Origin of the sequence: Planococcus sp. APC 3900, from assembly GCF_030407735.1 — a bacterium.
Lineage (GTDB): Bacteria > Bacillota > Bacilli > Bacillales_A > Planococcaceae > Planococcus > Planococcus notacanthi.
Genome location: NZ_JASDCT010000005.1, coordinates 97,221 through 111,430, shown reverse-complemented (window position 1 = coordinate 111,430; position 14,210 = coordinate 97,221). Strand labels below are relative to the sequence as shown.

The window sequence follows — 14,210 nt, the reverse complement described above, 5'->3', positions numbered from 1 at the left end:
GGCTTGGCGCTCGCCCGAAGGAAAGCGGAGCAGGTTTGCGGAATATCTTTAAACGATACAAAGTTCAACACCCGCCACGAGCGGTTTAGGAGGAAAAATAAATGATTTCATTGATGGTAGCGCATGATCCGAACCGGGTCATCGGTATAGATAACGAATTGCCTTGGCATATCCCGGCCGATTTGGCTTATTTTAAAGAACACACAATTGGTAAAGGAATCGTCATGGGCCGCAATACGTTCGAATCTATTGGCAGACCGCTTCCGAAACGCCGCAACATTGTCGTGACACGGAGCGACGATTACCAGGCAGAAGGTGTGGATGTGGTCCATAACCTGCAGGATGCCGTGAAATTGGCAAGAGAAACCCATGAAGAAGTGATGATCATCGGAGGCGAGCAGATTTTCAACTCGATTTTGGATGAAGCAGACCGCCTGTATATCACATTGGTCCATCAGGAATTTGAAGGCGATACCTACTTCCCTGAATACGGCCGTGAATGGAAACTCGTTTCCGAGTCGGAACAGCAAATTTCGAATGATGTGCCTTTTTCGTACCAGGTGTACGAACGGCGCAAAAAGAAAAAGAACTATGCTTAATTCCATTCGCACATTCTCATTTCTTTTCGGCTATTTGCCTCTCAGTACAGTGAATTTGAAGAAATTCATCAAACAGAAGCCGCAGTTGAGTGTACAGGAATACGATGAATTGATTCACACAGAACCTCAAAAATGGGCAACGGGCATCATGAAACGGACACAGAGCAACATTACGATCACAGGATTGGAAAAGTTGCCTGAAGGGCCTGTCCTGTTTGTCAGCAATCACGAAGGAAATTTCGACATTCCGGTCCTGCTGTCAAAGATTCCGAAGCCCTTCGGTTTTATTTCCAAAAAAGAAGTCAAGAAACTGCCGATCATCCCTTTGTATATGGAACAGATGAATTGTGTCTTTTTGGATCGCACCGATCGCCGGAGCGCCTTAAAATCAATCACCGATACCGTGGGGAAGCTGAAGGAAGGCCACTCGATTTTGATTTTTCCTGAAGGCACCAGAAGCAAAGGTGAAGGGATGGGCGAATTCAAGTCCGGCTTTATGCGTATCGCGAAAGATGCCGGTGTACCGATTCAGCCGATTGCGATTCTCGGAACTTCCGAGATCATGGAGAAAAACAACAATAAAGTGTTGCCGGCAGATGTAGCAGTACAGCTTCTGAACCCTATTCCAGCTGACGTCATCGAACAGTTGAATGCAAAAGAAGCAATCCATCTGGTTCGATCAAAAATTGAAGAAGCCATTGCCGGGCTGTCTCGTCAAAAAACCAATAAATGACGGCAAATAGAACTGCGCAAGACATCCTATCAGTTGTGTAAGGCCCGGCAATTCCTTAAACTAAGTGAATAAGAAGGAAGTGATTTCATGTCAAAGATTCATATCGTCACGGATTCGACCGCTGATCTAAAACCAGAGGTCATTGAAAAATATAATTTGCATGTGGTCCCGCTGACCATCCAAATCGGGGGCAAAACCTATTTGGACCGCGTTGACCTTGAACCGGAATCTTTCCTCGAATTGATGAAGAATTCCGATGAAATGCCAAAAAGCTCACAGCCGGCTCCGGGTGTATTCAAAGAGCTATACGATAAATTGGGAGAAGATGGCGACCAGATTCTGTCCATCCATATGACTGGGGGGATGAGCGGTACAGTGGAGTCGGCAAAAACAGCGGCACAGCTGACCGACTCGGATGTGACCGTAATCGATTCGCGTTACATTTCTCATGCGTTGACATTCCAGGTATTCGAGGCTGCCGATATGGCAAAAGCCGGCAGGTCAATGGAAGAGATTGTGGAGCGGATAGAAAAAATCCGTCTGAATACAAAATTATTCGTAGTCGTTGATACTCTTGATAATCTCGTCAAAGGGGGACGCATCGGTAAAGGGCGTGCCTTGCTCGGTTCATTGATGAAGATCAAACCGATTGCTTCATTGGACGATGGTTCTTATACACCGGTGGCGAAAGTCAGAAGCCACAAACAGGTGGTCGAGTATCTATTCAACGATTTTAAAGAGCGGACTGCCGGGAAAATCGTAAAAGGTGTCGGGCTTGCCCACGCTGGTGGACTTGCCATGGCTGAACCGTTGCGTGAAAAAATTAAAGAAACGGGTTTTACGGATATTAAATTCGATTTTACAACACCGGTCATCTCGACCCATACAGGAGTCGGAGCCATTGGTTTTATGTACTACACGGATTAAAGAAAGCTGTAAGGCCATTTTCAAAAAGGAGAGACGAATTTGAAGCGCATCCTGTTGATTATCGTCGTTTTGTCTTTAGTTATAGTAGCGGGATGCAGTCCAACTTTTATCTTCAATAACGAAGAAGCGGAACCGCGCAACGAACCGTCTATCGGCCGGTATACGGTACCGCCGAATTTCATCCCCCAGGCATTGGTCATCACTGCACTTGGGGATTCCTTGTCTCAAGGTGTGGGAGATGAAGAAAATCTGGGTGGCTACACGGGAAGAGTAGCCGCTGAAATCCGGACATGGCCGGGCGTTGAAGGAGTCGCAGTTGAAAATACGGCAAAACGTGGACGCCGCAGCGACCAATTGCTGGCGATGTTCCAGCAGGGAGAACTGACCGGCCCGGTAGCCGAAGCGGATTACCTGTCTCTGACCATCGGCGGCAATGATGTGATGCGGATCGTCAAACGCGATTTGTTTTCACTGAATATGCAAGCTTTTGAAGATGAACTCATTTTGTATGAAAACCGGTTTGAAAATATCTTTACCGCTATCCGCAGCATTAACCCGACTGTTCCCATCATTGTCATGGGCATCTATAATCCTTTCTCGCTCATAACCGATGAAGTGGAGGAATTCGATCAAATAATCGCTTCCTACAACGAGGCCATGCAGGACAGCGCTGAAGCAGATCCACAGGCCTGTTTTGTGCCTGTAAGTGATTTGTTTGAAGGGAATAAAAACCTGGTTTACCATACTGATTTCTTTCATCCGAACAGCAAAGGCTATGATTTGATGAGTGAGCGCATCCTGGAACGGATGGAAGAATGCGGGTTGAGCTACAAAGAGTAAGGGGTAATGAAAATGAAAAAATGGCGTTTTGCGTTTTTTATTTTGCTGGCAGTGAATGTACTGGCGCTGGTGGGCGTTGTTCTCTATATGACGACGCCTCCGAAGGACTATACGTCCTATCAGGCATTGAAAAATGCACCGGCAGCCGGCAATACGGTAGTCGTCAATACGACAAAAGCTGACTTTGAAGGAATTGCCAACACATATATACAGGATGCGATGAAAGACCAGCCGATTCCGTTGGCGTTGTCCGTTAACGACGATGTCAGCTTATCGACGGAGTTGACTATTTTTTCGGTGACATTGCCGATTTTGATGAAATTCGAGCCGCTTGTTCAAGAAGATGGCAATTTATTGCTCGAACAGAAATCTGTGGAAGTCGGTATGCTGGATATTCCGCCTGAATCTGCGTTAAAGTTGCTAAGAGACTCAGTTGAACTTCCGGATTTCATGGAAGTGATGCCTGCTGAAGAGGAAGTGCTGCTGAAGCTGACGGAAATTCCGTTGGATGACGGCATCTCGGTCCGGGCGGCATCGTTCAACCTGCAAGAGGATGATATCCGCTTGTTGGTGACAATTGAACCATAAGGAACGGAGTGAGCACATGAAGACAGAAAAAGCGACATTTGCAGGGGGCTGTTTTTGGTGTATGGTCAAGCCCTTTGATTCATTGGACGGCATTGAAGAAGTAGGGAGTGGCTATACGGGCGGCAAATTGCCGAATCCGACGTATGAACAAGTATGCTCCAACGCAACCGGACATGTGGAAGCCGTACAAATTACGTTCCAGCCGGACATTTTCCCATATGAAAAGTTATTGGAAGTGTTCTGGACGCAAATTGATCCGACAGATGCAGGCGGCCAATTTTTTGACCGCGGCGAATCCTACCAAACAGCGATTTTCTATCATTCTGAAGAACAGCGGATCGCTGCAGAAAAATCCAAGCAGGAGCTGGACAATTCAGGCAGATTCGAAAAACCTGTAGCCACGCCTATTTTGGAAGCGAAACCGTTTTATTTGGCAGAAGCATACCATCAGGATTATTATAAGAAAAACCCTGCCCATTACAACCGTTATTCAGTTGGTTCGGGTCGGACAGCGTTTATTGAAAAGAACTGGGGTGGACAAGCATGAAAGATGAACTAAAAGCGAAATTAACACCGATGCAATATCATGTAACCCAGGAAAGCGGCACTGAGCCTCCTTTCCAGGGAGAATACGATCAGCATTTCGAAGACGGCATCTACGTGGATATCGTTTCCGGCAAACCGCTGTTCAGCTCTAAAGACAAGTTTGACGCCCATTGCGGTTGGCCGAGTTTTGCTAAGCCGCTTGAAGACACAGAAGTGAAAGAAAACCTGGATACCAGCCATGGCATGAGAAGAACGGAAGTTCGTTCAGCTACAGCTGATTCACATTTGGGCCACTTGTTCCCGGATGGCCCTTCGTCTCTTGGCGGATTGCGCTACTGCATCAACTCTGCAGCTCTCCGTTTTGTTCCGAAAGAACAATTGGATGCTGAAGGCTTATCCGAATACAAGAAACTGTTTGAATAACTGGTTGCCCGGACAACTGTCCGGGTTTTTTTTGCCCTAAATAAGGAAGGAGACCTTCATGGACCGTTCATTCTATCAATTTGCATTAAAATACCGCGGAAAACTGGTGGCTGATGATTTTTCGCGTTTTGCGGAGTCGATGTTCTTGGATCATTCGTTTCCTAAGAATTCCAGAGACTTTGACCACTTGTCAAAGTACATTGAAGAAAAAGCGCATCCGGTCATGAAAGCATCCACCTTCGATGAAATGTGGGAAGAATATACAGCGAGTTAAGGCTCGTCATTGCACTATAAGGAAAAAAACAGTATGATTAAATCGACTATATTAAAGTGAGGTTTTTTAGATGAGTGTTCATATTAACGCAAAAAAAGGCGATATTGCCGATACGATTTTACTGCCGGGTGACCCGCTTCGCGCAAAATACATAGCGGAAACGTTTTTGGAAGATGTAACTTTATACAATGAAGTCCGTAATATGTTCGGCTATACAGGAACATACAAAGGCAAACGCATCTCTGTTCAAGGAACAGGAATGGGTGTACCATCGATTTCAATCTACGTGACTGAATTGATGCAGGAATATGACGTACAGAAATTGATCCGCGTTGGTACATGTGGGTCTATCCATAAAGACGTTAAAGTACGCGACGTTATTTTGGCTCAAAGTGCCTCAACTGACTCAAAAATGAACGAAATCATTTTCAAAGGCGTCAACTATGCACCAACAGCAAATTTCGATCTATTGCTGAAAGCATATAATGCAGGTCAGGAAAAAGGATTGAACTTACGTGTCGGGAACGTCTTTACTGAAGATGTTTTCTACAACGAATTTGCAGAACATGAAAAATGGGCTCAATACGGTGTACTTGCACTAGAAATGGAATCTTCAGCTCTTTATACATTGGCAGCGAAATTCGGCCGCCAGGCGCTATCGATCCTGACAGTGAGCGATCACTTGTTAACAGGTGAAGTGACAACTTCTGAGGAACGCCAAACGACGTTCAACGACATGATCGTTGTCGCTTTGGATGCTGCAATTCAGGAGTAGTATATAAGAAAAGCGCAAGCGCCCGTTTAGCTCTGCCGGGCATAAGACAGACCAGCAGAGTGGCGTTCTTTGCCGCGGCAGCTGGGTTGGCTTATGACCCAAAGAGCTGGGTGCTGGAGTCTGGACAAAGAAAAGCGCAAGCGCCTTTATAAAAGGAAAAAGACTGTCTTGACAGTCTTTTTCTTTACATTTCCTCCTGTTCTAAAGGCAATTATGAAAGTGGTGAAATATAGATGGATGACAAACGTCCGGGGGAAGAGCAGGAACAAATTCCGCCAACAGAGGAATCGCCGTCACACGTTATTAAAATGAAGACATTCAGCTTTATTATGCTGGTATTCCTGTTAATCATTGCAACGGCAGGCTTGACCGTTTTTGCGTTGACCTTTGGTGACGATAAAGCCGTAGAAGTCAATTCACCGGAGCGTCGTGAATTTGACAAGCTCTATACAGCCTATGATGAAATACAGAATAATTATTTCGAAGATGTGGATAGAAATGTCCTGATTAACGGGGCAATCAACGGAATGGTTGATTCGCTTGAAGATCCTTACTCCGATTACATGAATGAAGAAGAAGCTTCACAGTTCCTGGAAGGGATTTCGTCCAGTTTCCAGGGCATTGGTGCAGAAGTACAAGAGCGAGGCGGCTATGTAACAGTCGTATCACCGATTAAAAACTCACCTGCTGAAAAAGCAGGCATTCTGCCGAATGACCAGATTTTAGCGGTTGATGGAGAAAGCATTCAAGGCTTCACTACCACTGAAGCTGTTATGTTGATCCGTGGTGAAAAAGGAACGGAAGTTACATTGACCATTCAACGTGGTGAAAACACAGAGCCGATTGAAATTACAATCGTCCGTGATGAAATACCGATTGAAACCGTTTATGCGGAAATGGTCGGCGATAACGTGGCCCATATCCAAATCACGAGTTTCTCTGAAAATACGTACCAGGAGTTGCTTGATGCCATTGATGAAATGGAAGCTGAAGGAATGGAAGCGGCCGTAATGGACGTTCGCCAGAACCCGGGCGGCTTATTGGATGTAGCGCTTAAAATATCCGATTTGTTTGTTGAAGACGGGAAACCGTTGTTCGAAGTCCAGGCAAAAGGTGCTGAACCTGAAGTTTATATGTCTTCACCGGGTACGAAACTCGAAGTGCCTGTCACTTTATTGATTGATGGCGGCAGCGCCTCGGCATCTGAAATTTTGGCCGGAGCGATGAACGAGTCGGCTGATATCAAATTGGTTGGTGAGAAGACATTCGGCAAAGGAACGGTCCAAACAGCCAATGACCTTCAAGATGGCTCGAACCTGAAATTTACGACGGCTAAATGGCTGACACCTGACGGCAACTGGATTCATGAAAAAGGAATCGAACCGGATGTGAAAGTTGCTTATCCGGCATATGCCTCTCTTCCGGTCCTGGATACTTCTCAGGAGCTAAAAGACGGTGTGATTTCAGAACAAGTGAAAACTGCTGAGCAGATGCTCGAAGCACTTGGCTACGAAGTTGGAGATGTGGATGGTGTATTTGAAGAGCAGATGACGGAAGCTGTTGAAACTTTCCAGGAAGAAAACGAACTGGAAGTGAACGGTATTCTTACTGGAGACAGTACATTTGCGGTGATGGATGCGTTGCGCAAGAAAATCGAAAGCGATGATCCGCAATTGCAGGAAGCCAAAAAGATTCTGATGGAAGAAGCGGGAATTGAAGCTTCTGCAGCAGAAGAAACTGAAGAGTAATTCTCGAGGTCCGCTTAGGCGGGCCTTTTCTTAATCAGTAACCGAAAGGATGAGACGATGAAAGACGTATATTTGTTTAGTGGATTTTTGGGAAGCGGAAAGACGACGCTTTTGAAAGGCATGATCACCCAAATGAAAGATAAAGGACTGAAACCTGCAGTCTTCATGAATGAACTCGGCAAAATGAACATGGATTCTGATTCAGTGGAAGACGGCGTGCCGCTGAAGGAAATTCTCGACGGCTGTATCTGCTGCTCGGGTTCCGAAAAATCAGAAGCGCAGATCCAGACGCTATTGGCAGAAGAAGATTTTGATGTCTTGTTGATTGAAACGACAGGGGCGGCGCACCCGGTGGAAGCGCTTGACGCTATTTTTTCTCCGTTATTTGCCGACCAATTGAATTTCAAAGGCATCGTTACGGTAGCGGACAGCAAACGCTGGATGGACCGCAACAGCTTGTCGCCGCAGATCCGTTCGCTGTTTTTGGAACAAATCCGCCATGCCGACTTGATTTTGGCCAATAAAATGGATTTATTGACGGTTGGCGAACAGGGAACGGTCGTCTACGAAATCCAGTCATTGAATCCGACAGCGCAGATCATTCAGACCGTGCATGCCAAAGTGCCGTTTTCTGCACTGGACAAAATGACGCCTTCAAGATCAGAAGACGTCACCAAAACCCCTGTTTCAAAGTTAAACCTAAACGCCAAAGTGCTGCAGTTTGATGCACCTGTGCAACGGGAGAAATTTGAAGATTGGCTGCGCGCGTTGCCGGATACGGTATTCCGCATCAAAGGCTATGTGCCGTTGGAAGGCGATAAGTATCCGCATGCGTTTCAGTTTGCTTATGGGATGGCCCAATGGCTTCCTGAGTACATCAAGATGCAGAATCAGATTGTTGTGATCGGTGAAGGATTGGAAGGAGTCGAGCTTCCATGATTGGATCGTACCGGAAACTGTGGCCGCAGCGTGCATCTGCTGAAAACATCACGACGCAGGCAGAGCTTGAAAAGTACATCATGATCGAACTCAACGACGAATTGACGCATCCGCGTGTCCGGAAATCCAAACAGCAGAAATTGGAACTGGCGTTGGAACGGATCGGACAGTCGGATCTGTCGGAATCAGAAAAAAACGGCTTGGCTGCTTTGTACAAAAGGCTGGCCGCCGAAAAAGAGTAAAGCCGTTTTGGAAAAGGACAAAACGAAAGCAGGAAGAGAAAATCTTTAATTTTCTCTTCCTGCTTTTTTGATGTGTATTCATAAGGTTCATCGATTTTGAATCATCGGCGACCGGGCGGCGATTTTTTTCTGGATCAACAGCAGACGGATGGACAACGTGATGGCACCTGCTGTGAGGCCGGCAATCAGGCCGATCCAATAACCGAAAGCACCGAAATCAGTGAAATTGGCAAGCAGGTATCCGACAGGCAAGCCGATTACCCAATAAGAGACCAATGCCATAACGAACGTGATGTTGACGTCTTTGTAGCCGCGAAGAGCTCCTTGCACCGGAGCCTGTATGGCATCTGATAATTGGAACAGTGCGGCAAACAACAAGAATTGGACAGCCAGTTCGACAACTACTGGGTCTGAGGAATACAAGGCCGCAATGTCGCTGCGCAAGAAAAACAGAAGACAGGCGGACACGAAACTTAAGGTGACGGCAGTGCCGACGCTCAGCCAACTGTACTGTTTGGCATCATGGAAACGCTTGGCTCCGACTTCGTAGCCAACCAATATGGTGGCGCCCATGGAAATGCTGAGCGGCAGCATATATAACAGGGAAGCAAAATTCAAGGCGATTTGGTGGGCTGCAATGGTGACGGTGCCGTAAACGGCCAGCATGAACGTCACCGCAGAGAAAATACTGGTTTCCACAAAAATTGAAATACCGATCGGGACACCGATGCGGCTGATTTCATTCCAGCGGCTAAAGGATAATTTGGGCCATTTGCGGAAAATGCCATAAGAGTTGAATGGATTTCGTGTATGGATAATCCATATCGCAATCGCTAAAATCAGCCAGTAGGTGATAGCCGATGCCAGTCCGGCACCAGCTCCACCAAGCTCCGGAAAGCCGAACTTGCCGAAAATCAGCAAATAGTTGAAGAAAATATTGATGGGTGCGGACAATAGTGAAATGACCATTGTGACTCGAGTAGCTCCAAGTGCATCGATATACGAACGCAATGCATTGTAGACGAATAACGGGATCAGCCCTATAGACATCGCAAAAATATAGCGGCTCGCCACATCAGCAACAACCGGTTCAAGGTCCATAAATGTCAACAAGTAGTCGAGTCCGAAATAAAAGAAGGCGAAGACGATCACAGCCAGCAGAATGGCCAAATAAATCCCTTGCTGCACGGCTTCTTTTACCTGTTCTTTTTTCTTAGCGCCCATCAATTGTGCTACAATTGGAGTGATGGACATCAGGATTCCTGCAAGCCCGATATAGACGGGCACCCAAAAGGAAGACCCGATGGACACGCCGGCAAGATCTTCTGTACCATAGCGGGCAGTCATGTAAATATCGAAAAAAGTCACCATATACATCGCAATTTGAGTCACGAGAATCGGAAAAACAATTTTCACTAACAATAATAATTTCTCTTTCATGGTTCTGGTTTGGTGCATATTTCTTTCCTCCCGCAATCAACTTCTGTAAATAAAAAAATGAACGATTACATTTAATGCCGATTAAGCATTGTTTGGTTATCGGCATTGATGGCCAATTCAAGAACAAGTTAATCTACCCGATTACAATTTAGCAAATAAAATCCAGTATAGCATAAATGGGTCTTCTAAAAAGCCTTACCTGCTATACCAAATTATATAGATGAGAGTAGGACACGCAATGGACAACAAAACGATTTTATTGACCGGGGGCGGAACAGCAGGACACGTCTCCCTAAACCAGGCATTGATTCCGGAACTGAAGAATTTAGGCTTCAACGTCGAATACATCGGTTCCAAAGATGGGATTGAAAATGAACTCATCCGCGATTCGTTTCCATCAGTTCCCTACCATGCCATTTCCAGCGGCAAGTTAAGACGCTATTTTTCAACGAAAAATTTCTCGGATCCATTCCGTGTGGGTGCAGGCTTGACACAAGCACTCAATATCATCCGCAAAACCAAACCGGTCGCCATTTTTTCAAAAGGCGGATTCGTATCGGTTCCTGTGGTTATGGCAGGCCGCATGATGTCGGTGCCGGTCATCATCCATGAGTCCGATGTGACTCCCGGACTTGCCAATAAATTGGCATTGCCTTTTGCCGACCACATTTTCACGGTCTTTAAAGAAACGTTGGCGCACGTGCCAAGCACTAAATCGACATGTACAGGATCTGTGATCCGCAGTGAATTGATGGAAGGTTCTGCTGAAAAAGGGCAGGAAATCTGCCCATTCAATAATGATTTGCCCGTATTGATGGTTATGGGCGGAAGCCAAGGCTCAGCCATGATCAACTCGGCTGTCCGCAATAACCTGGAGCGACTGCTGGAGCAATTCAACATCATCCATTTGTGCGGAAAAGGCAACAGCATGCCCGAACTGGATGTTCATTTGAATTACCGCCAATTTGAATACGTTACCCATGAATTGCCGCATCTATTGCATATGACCGATTTTGTTGTGTCCCGGGCAGGATCCAATTCCATATTCGAATTCCTGGCATTGAAAAAGCCGATGCTGCTTGTGCCGCTGTCTATCCAAAAAAGCCGCGGCGATCAGATACTGAATGCCAATCTATTCGAAAAACAGGGCTTTGCCCATGTTGTGGAAGAAGAAGAGCTTTCTGCCGACCGTTTTATGGAAGAACTGGAGCGCCTGCAACAAGATAAAGACCAGCTGATCGAAACGATGACACAAACTGAATCTCCAATTACCGCTGCTGAAATGGCCAAATTGGTCACTTCGTACGCTAAATAATCCCCATTACTTTCAAGAGGTGACGAAAATGGAAATGACATTGATAAAAGTTCATGGTTCAATGAATACCTTCTATATGTTTGAAACGGCTGAGCGTGAAGATTTTGCGCAAATAGCTGTCCAGCTGTCGGAATTAGATCCGGAAATCGACGGAATTCTGGTGATTTTGCCTTCTTCTGTTGCGCATGCGAAAATGCGCGTCTTTAATAATGATGGTTCAGAAGCTTCCATGTGCGGCAATGGCCTTCGCTGTGTCGCCCGTTATGTTTGTGAACGCGACGGGGTGCAGGAGGCGGTCGTAGAGACGATGAAAGCTTCACTGCGCGTGAAAAAAGAAGAAACTTTGAACGAAGGCATCGAAACCTATGCCGTGGAAATATCACCCGTTTCTTTTTCATTGAGCAGTCTGCCGATGAAGCTGGCTAACCATACCGAGTGGATAGCGAAACCTTTGCCATTCGTATCAGAAGAGATTCCATTTTCTGCAGTAGCGGTACCTAATCCGCATCTGATCGGCATCGTGCCGCCTGAATTGCAGAAAGATACCAGCCACCAGCAGAAGTGGGCGCAGTATTTCAACGGCACCAATGATTATTTTTCTGATGGCGTCAACGTCAGTTACGTAACGCCTATGGATGATGGTATTTTTGTCCGGACCTATGAACGCGGAGTCGGCTTCACCAATGCCTGCGGAACAGCGATGACAGCTTCGGCGATGATCAGCTGCATGGCAGGCCTGGTGCCGTATGGCGATGTGGCTGTTTACAATCCTGGAGGAATGGTCAAATGTGCGGTGGCTGTCGAAGGAGATGACATCCGCCTTCAATTGACAGGCAATGCGACTTATTTGTCGACAGCCAAATTCGACTGGCAAGGAGCCGGAACTGACAGTCGAATCCTTTCAAGCGAATCTTTAGAAGAACAGCGACGTTATAATGAATTTATTGAAGAGGTATCAACTGTCTCTAAACAATTCGTATGATGGAAAGCGGTGAAACGGATGCCTAACCCTTTTGCAATAGAACAGCTGGATCTGCTCTACAGAAAATCAAAAGATCCGGTCTATTTTATGAAACAGATCGATGAGACGTTTGAGTATGTCTACGTCAATCCGGTATGTTTCAATATTTTCAAGAAAGAATTGGTGGGCACGACGCTGGAAGACAGCATGCCGCCTGAGCTGACAAGGGAGATCAAAAAACAGTACCTGATTGCATTGAAAGCGGGCAAGAACCATATATACCGCGATTACAGTTTATTCAGCGACCGTGAGACCGCGATGGAAACCGAATTGACGCCCATTGATTTCAAAGGGCAGCGATTTGTGCTGGCGGTAACGAAAAATGTAGCAGCGCAGAAGAAAATAGAAGAAGATTATTTATTCTACGAGTCACTGGTTCAAAACTCTGTGGATCCCATGATTATGATATCGGCCGAGTATATGGTCATTGACTTGAATCCGGCTTATGAAAAAGCGTTCGGAGTGAAGAAGGATGAATGGGTCAACCGTTATTACGATGAGCTCTCTGATGACCATAAGGAGCTGTTCAGACCCGGCAAACTTCTGCTGGAACAGTTTAAACCGGGCGCAAAAAGCACTTCGCTGATTATGAAACGACGAAAGCAGGATGGTACGGTAGCGAAGTTTTCAGCCAGCTATTCACCCATCAATGAAAATGGCATCATTCGGGCATTTCATGTCGTATTAAGGGAATTGACCAGTGAACTGCTTTTGAGGAATGAACTCAAAAAAACCGAGAATATTCTGGAGAGCTACAAGGATGCACTTAATTACGCAGCACTTGTCGCGATGTGGAGTGTATCTGGTAACATAGAATTCGTTAATGAAAATTTTAGTGAACTCACAGGATACCAGCCGGAAGAATTGATCGGCGTCAACATCTCTACCATAGGAAAAGCGGTCATATCGACGGAAGAATATGAAAAAATCCGCGCGGTTGTCTGGAAAGGGAAAATTTGGCGCGGGCAGATCCGCAGCTTGAAGAAAAATGGCGTTCTGTTCTGGGTAGATGCCACAATCATTCCGTTGATTGATGTGGAAGGACAAATTTATCAAGTCTTGTCGATTCTTTTTGACGTGACGGAACGCAAACAGTTGGAAGAGCAACTCCGTTATATGGCCTATCATGACGGCTTGACGAAATTGCCGAACCGGCGAATGATGGTTCAGCAATTTGAAAAGCTGAAACAAGAAGCGGCTGAAAAAGGAGAATACATTGCCCTTCTGTACATTGATGGAGACGATTTTAAATCCATCAATGACCAATATGGCCATGACGTCGGCGACGATTTCATCTACCATTTCGGCCAGGCGATAAAAAACAGCATCCGCAAAGAAGATTTGGTTGCACGTGTCGGAGGCGATGAATTTCTGGTCGCACTGTTCGGCCTGGCACCGGAAGAAAGCCAAGTGCTGATTGAAAAAGTCATCAGCCGCATCAATCACGCACTTTCAGAAGGCTGGAAAATCAATGGCCATTGGTTCACCCCGACTTCATCGGCCGGCATTTCCATTTTTCCGATGCACGGCAATAATTTTGAAGAATTGGTCAAAAAAGCAGATGCCGCCCTCTACTTAGCTAAAAGCAGCGGAAAAGGGAGTTTCTTCCTGTACTCATCCCTTTAACGGCAAGGTTCGGATGCAAAAAGGAACCTATAAAATGGATAAAAACGATTTAAATCAGACTGTGTGAAAATTTTCACGAAAAGCCTTGTTTTTTATTGGGGAAGTAGTAAGATTGATAGGGAATTTTAAACTTTTCTTGCTAAAACGCCTTCTGCTTTATGTCTAGTGGGATGC

16 protein-coding genes are annotated in these 14,210 nt (G+C 45.9%); 15 read left to right on the top strand and 1 reads right to left on the bottom strand.

What is annotated here, in order from left to right:
• The first annotated feature begins 101 nt into the window (after nt 1-101).
• The 12 genes from QMA04_RS11720 to QMA04_RS11665 all read left to right on the top strand — a co-directional run bounded on the left by QMA04_RS11720 (nt 102) and on the right by QMA04_RS11665 (nt 8,634).
• Nucleotides 102-599, top strand: a complete 498-nt coding sequence (locus QMA04_RS11720) for a dihydrofolate reductase (protein ID WP_191714342.1) — start codon at nt 102-104, stop codon at nt 597-599.
• Nucleotides 592-1,332, top strand: coding sequence for a lysophospholipid acyltransferase family protein (locus QMA04_RS11715; RefSeq protein WP_290185956.1), 741 nt, complete (start codon nt 592-594; stop codon nt 1,330-1,332). The genes QMA04_RS11720 and QMA04_RS11715 overlap by 8 nt, the downstream gene beginning before the upstream one ends.
• Before the next feature lie 87 nt (nt 1,333-1,419).
• Nucleotides 1,420-2,259 (top strand): DegV family protein, encoded by an 840-nt coding sequence (locus QMA04_RS11710; RefSeq protein WP_191714344.1) that lies wholly within the window; start codon nt 1,420-1,422, stop codon nt 2,257-2,259.
• 39 nt (nt 2,260-2,298) lie between these two features.
• The gene (locus QMA04_RS11705) at nt 2,299-3,099 is read left to right on the top strand and encodes a GDSL-type esterase/lipase family protein (protein WP_290185954.1); all 801 of its coding nucleotides are present in this window, start codon (nt 2,299-2,301) and stop codon (nt 3,097-3,099) included.
• A gap of 12 nt (nt 3,100-3,111) precedes the next feature.
• Nucleotides 3,112-3,687 (top strand): YpmS family protein, encoded by a 576-nt coding sequence (locus QMA04_RS11700; RefSeq protein WP_191714346.1) that lies wholly within the window; start codon nt 3,112-3,114, stop codon nt 3,685-3,687.
• A gap of 16 nt (nt 3,688-3,703) precedes the next feature.
• Entirely contained in the window at nt 3,704-4,234 is a 531-nt protein-coding gene (gene msrA / locus QMA04_RS11695; protein ID WP_290185952.1) for a peptide-methionine (S)-S-oxide reductase MsrA, read from the top strand.
• Nucleotides 4,231-4,656, top strand: coding sequence for a peptide-methionine (R)-S-oxide reductase MsrB (gene msrB, locus QMA04_RS11690; protein ID WP_290185950.1), 426 nt, complete (start codon nt 4,231-4,233; stop codon nt 4,654-4,656). The genes msrA and msrB overlap by 4 nt, the downstream gene beginning before the upstream one ends.
• A gap of 58 nt (nt 4,657-4,714) precedes the next feature.
• Nucleotides 4,715-4,930, top strand: coding sequence for a YozE family protein (locus QMA04_RS11685; protein ID WP_203339568.1), 216 nt, complete (start codon nt 4,715-4,717; stop codon nt 4,928-4,930).
• A 70-nt stretch (nt 4,931-5,000) separates the two neighbouring features.
• Complete coding sequence (deoD, locus tag QMA04_RS11680; RefSeq protein ID WP_191714350.1) at nt 5,001-5,705, top strand: purine-nucleoside phosphorylase; 705 nt, start codon at nt 5,001-5,003, stop codon at nt 5,703-5,705.
• 233 nt (nt 5,706-5,938) lie between these two features.
• Nucleotides 5,939-7,453, top strand: coding sequence for a lmo1851 family serine protease (locus QMA04_RS11675; protein ID WP_290185948.1), 1,515 nt, complete (start codon nt 5,939-5,941; stop codon nt 7,451-7,453).
• Between the two features lie 57 nt (nt 7,454-7,510).
• A complete protein-coding gene (locus tag QMA04_RS11670; protein ID WP_290185946.1) occupies nt 7,511-8,392 on the top strand; it encodes a CobW family GTP-binding protein in 882 nt (293 codons plus the stop codon).
• Nucleotides 8,389-8,634 carry a hypothetical protein gene (locus QMA04_RS11665; protein WP_290185944.1) on the top strand — a complete coding sequence of 82 codons (246 nt, stop codon included), beginning with the start codon at nt 8,389-8,391 and terminating at the stop codon, nt 8,632-8,634. Before QMA04_RS11670 ends, QMA04_RS11665 begins: the two co-directional genes overlap by 4 nt.
• An 87-nt stretch (nt 8,635-8,721) precedes the next feature.
• On the opposite strand, the gene QMA04_RS11660 is transcribed toward QMA04_RS11665, so the two are convergent.
• Nucleotides 8,722-10,092 carry an MATE family efflux transporter gene (locus QMA04_RS11660; protein WP_191714354.1) on the bottom strand — a complete coding sequence of 457 codons (1,371 nt, stop codon included), beginning with the start codon at nt 10,090-10,092 and terminating at the stop codon, nt 8,722-8,724.
• Between the two features lie 220 nt (nt 10,093-10,312).
• Here QMA04_RS11660 and QMA04_RS11655 point away from each other — a divergent pair, with 220 nt between their 5' ends.
• From QMA04_RS11655 to QMA04_RS11645, 3 genes are read left to right on the top strand one after another with little or no spacing between them, the layout of a single operon-like run.
• Nucleotides 10,313-11,389, top strand: coding sequence for an undecaprenyldiphospho-muramoylpentapeptide beta-N-acetylglucosaminyltransferase (locus QMA04_RS11655; RefSeq protein ID WP_191714355.1), 1,077 nt, complete (start codon nt 10,313-10,315; stop codon nt 11,387-11,389).
• A 28-nt stretch (nt 11,390-11,417) separates the two neighbouring features.
• Nucleotides 11,418-12,371 (top strand): diaminopimelate epimerase, encoded by a 954-nt coding sequence (gene dapF / locus QMA04_RS11650; RefSeq protein WP_290185942.1) that lies wholly within the window; start codon nt 11,418-11,420, stop codon nt 12,369-12,371.
• An 18-nt stretch (nt 12,372-12,389) separates the two neighbouring features.
• The gene (locus QMA04_RS11645) at nt 12,390-14,036 is read left to right on the top strand and encodes a sensor domain-containing diguanylate cyclase (RefSeq protein ID WP_290185940.1); all 1,647 of its coding nucleotides are present in this window, start codon (nt 12,390-12,392) and stop codon (nt 14,034-14,036) included.
• Nucleotides 14,037-14,210 lie beyond the last annotated feature (174 nt).

Excerpts from the sequence above, each read along its gene's own strand:
- QMA04_RS11720 (WP_191714342.1), top strand. The coding sequence starts at position 102 with ATGATTTCATTGATGGTAGCGCATGATCCGAACCGGGTCATCGGTATA.
- QMA04_RS11715 (WP_290185956.1), top strand. The coding sequence starts at position 592 with ATGCTTAATTCCATTCGCACATTCTCATTTCTTTTCGGCTATTTGCCT.
- QMA04_RS11710 (WP_191714344.1), top strand. The coding sequence starts at position 1,420 with ATGTCAAAGATTCATATCGTCACGGATTCGACCGCTGATCTAAAACCA.
- QMA04_RS11700 (WP_191714346.1), top strand. The coding sequence starts at position 3,112 with ATGAAAAAATGGCGTTTTGCGTTTTTTATTTTGCTGGCAGTGAATGTA.
- msrA (WP_290185952.1), top strand. The coding sequence starts at position 3,704 with ATGAAGACAGAAAAAGCGACATTTGCAGGGGGCTGTTTTTGGTGTATG.
- msrB (WP_290185950.1), top strand. The coding sequence starts at position 4,231 with ATGAAAGATGAACTAAAAGCGAAATTAACACCGATGCAATATCATGTA.
- QMA04_RS11685 (WP_203339568.1), top strand. The coding sequence starts at position 4,715 with ATGGACCGTTCATTCTATCAATTTGCATTAAAATACCGCGGAAAACTG.
- deoD (WP_191714350.1), top strand. The coding sequence starts at position 5,001 with ATGAGTGTTCATATTAACGCAAAAAAAGGCGATATTGCCGATACGATT.
- QMA04_RS11675 (WP_290185948.1), top strand. The coding sequence starts at position 5,939 with ATGGATGACAAACGTCCGGGGGAAGAGCAGGAACAAATTCCGCCAACA.
- QMA04_RS11670 (WP_290185946.1), top strand. The coding sequence starts at position 7,511 with ATGAAAGACGTATATTTGTTTAGTGGATTTTTGGGAAGCGGAAAGACG.
- QMA04_RS11665 (WP_290185944.1), top strand. The coding sequence starts at position 8,389 with ATGATTGGATCGTACCGGAAACTGTGGCCGCAGCGTGCATCTGCTGAA.
- QMA04_RS11660 (WP_191714354.1), bottom strand. The coding sequence starts at position 10,092 with ATGCACCAAACCAGAACCATGAAAGAGAAATTATTATTGTTAGTGAAA.
- QMA04_RS11655 (WP_191714355.1), top strand. The coding sequence starts at position 10,313 with ATGGACAACAAAACGATTTTATTGACCGGGGGCGGAACAGCAGGACAC.
- dapF (WP_290185942.1), top strand. The coding sequence starts at position 11,418 with ATGGAAATGACATTGATAAAAGTTCATGGTTCAATGAATACCTTCTAT.
- QMA04_RS11645 (WP_290185940.1), top strand. The coding sequence starts at position 12,390 with ATGCCTAACCCTTTTGCAATAGAACAGCTGGATCTGCTCTACAGAAAA.